At 39.3% G+C, this 2,294-nt stretch carries 2 protein-coding genes; both read right to left on the bottom strand.

Features of this window, described 5'->3' with window-relative positions; genetic code table 11:
* Positions 1-1,011, bottom strand: a 1,011-nt coding sequence (locus tag H7254_RS11175; protein ID WP_301933044.1) for an efflux RND transporter permease subunit, incomplete at its 3' end; no start/stop codon positions are given.
* A 121-nt stretch (positions 1,012-1,132) separates the two neighbouring features.
* A complete protein-coding gene (locus H7254_RS11170) occupies positions 1,133-2,068 on the bottom strand; it encodes an efflux RND transporter periplasmic adaptor subunit (protein WP_301933043.1) in 936 nt (311 codons plus the stop codon).
* Between the last annotated feature and the right edge of the window lie 226 nt (positions 2,069-2,294).

Below are 2,294 nucleotides of genomic sequence, written 5' to 3'. Positions count from 1 at the left end.
CCACAAGCTATCGGTAACGCTTTTTACCGAATCGTTTACAAACTCAGCCTGTATGTAATATGGCTTAATACTTACACCGCGTGGTAATATTTTACGCAACTCGCCTACTTTGCTTTCCATCTCTTTAGAAAGATCTACAAGATTACTATTGGGTTGTTTTACTATGGCCACCAACAATCCATCACGGCCATTTGCATTTATGCGGGTATATTCAATGCCTTCTTTTATCTGTATTTCTGCAATGTCTTTCAATTGCAAAATCCGTTTGCTGTTGTTTGAAATAACCAGGTTTTTTAAGTCCTCTACTGAATGCAAAGTGGCATCGGTAACGGATAGGTACAACATTTTATAATCTGCTAAAAATCCATTTGACTGTATAAAATTTGTTTGATTAAGTGCTGTTGAAAGTGCGTCTGGTGTAATACCCAGCGAACTCATTTTTTGAGTATTTAACGTAACCCAAAACTCTTTTTGTTTACCCCCAATAATGCGTACTTCAGCCACGCCCTGCACTTGCGATAAAAACGGCTTAATGGTAAACACGGCCAATTGCTTCATATCTATTGGTGTTCGGCTTTGGCTGTTTGTTTCCAGCGTATATCCAATTACCGGAAGTATTGAAGGGTTCATTTTCTCCACCGTTATTTGCACACCGGGTGGCAGGTCGTTACGTATCTCGCCTATTTTTGACTCTATTTGCTGCTGGCTGAGATCCACATTTGCGTCCCAACTCATGTAAGCCGAAATTTCGCAACTGCCCCTGCTGGTAGTGCTGCGAATATTAACAAGGTTAGGTATTTTTTTTATGGCATTTTCGAGCGGTTTTGTTACCGTTACCATCATCTTATCTACCGGCTGCAAACCCGCATCTGCAATAATTTTAATTTTAGGAAAAGTAATTTCAGGAAATAAAGAGGTATGCAGCTTACTAAAAGCAAACACGCCACCGGCCATAATTAAAACAACCAGTACAGCCAGCGGGTTTTTATATGAAACAAAAAAGTTCTTCATTTATTAAAAGTCAAAAGGAAAAAGTAAAAAAGTGATATCTAATATTAATCATTGGGAATTCCTAATTCCCTATCCATAATTCATAATTATTAATTCCTAATTTATAATTCAATATTCAATCTCACTCTTTACCGGTCATTACTTTTACCCTGGCTGTATCGGGCAACCCATAGTTGCCGGTTAATACAATTTTATCTGCCTTGCTAAAGCGGGGGCTTACTACTTCAATCCTGTCGCTGGTTTCCATGCCCTTTACTACATCCACTTTAACGGCTGTTGTTGAGTCAATCATTTTCATTACCCAAAAACTGGTTTGTGATTCATCAGCCAATATTGCCTCCCGGGGAAGTGATATTACATTGTTGTGTGCATTTTTAATGATACGCACTTTGGCAATTAAATTAGTTGGCAGGTTTGATGGTGCATTTACTTTTATCAATACCGCCTGTGTTTGCGAAACAGAATCAACCCTGGGTAATATGTTGGCTACACGCCCCTGCAGGTGCGTTTTATCAGGTAACTCCACATCAATATTTTTATTGGCTGCAAGTGCGGACCGTAACTCGTAAGGAAGATTTAATAGAAAGCCAAAGCTGTTTGCATTGCTTAACACAGCCAGTTGCTCGCCATCCTGCACATAGTCGCCGGGCTGGTGATTGACCTCGGTTATATAACCTGACTGATATACATTGATGCGGATAAGGCCCGAAAATTTGAAGCTCGGATCAAGGTCGTTAATGGTGTTGCCCAACGCTTTGGACTCTTTTGTTTGCAGTACAAAAACCTGCTTGCCTGCATGTACAAATTCTCCCGGTTTTACATTGGCCGACTTAATAAAACCATTTGCAGTTGCCTTTATAAAACTGCTCTGCAAAAAAGAAGATATAGCAGTCAGGTCAACATAATCAACCATAGCATCTGTGCTAACTTCAGTTACAGTTACCGGTGTTTGTACCTCTTCAGTTATAGGTTCAGCAACAGGAGGGCTTTCTTTACTCTTGCATGAAATGGTTAGAGCCGTTAAAACCCATAAAAACAATAAAAGATAATGGCGCATGTAAGAATGTTATTTAAACACCTGTTATAAAAATTAATCAATATGAACGTGGGCACACTACCGGTTCCAATACCTGATCTGGTTAACTATCCTAAGCCGGTTAATATAATTTTGGTTAAGCAGGTTGCGTGCATTAATGTAATTGGTTATCGCCAGTACATAGTCCGAAATTTTTATGTCGCCTGTTTCCAAAAGTTTTGCATTGGCACTAAGTAAAGTGTTAATG

Origin of the sequence: Ferruginibacter sp., assembly GCF_014377975.1 — a bacterium.
Lineage (GTDB): Bacteria > Bacteroidota > Bacteroidia > Chitinophagales > Chitinophagaceae > Ferruginibacter.
The sequence above is the reverse complement of the archived record's forward strand: the minus strand, read 5'-3'. Positions and strand labels throughout refer to the sequence as shown.

Bases quoted from the DNA above. Each gene is read 5' to 3' on its own strand.
- H7254_RS11170 (WP_301933043.1), bottom strand. From the start codon at position 2,068: ATGCGCCATTATCTTTTATTGTTTTTATGGGTTTTAACGGCTCTAACC.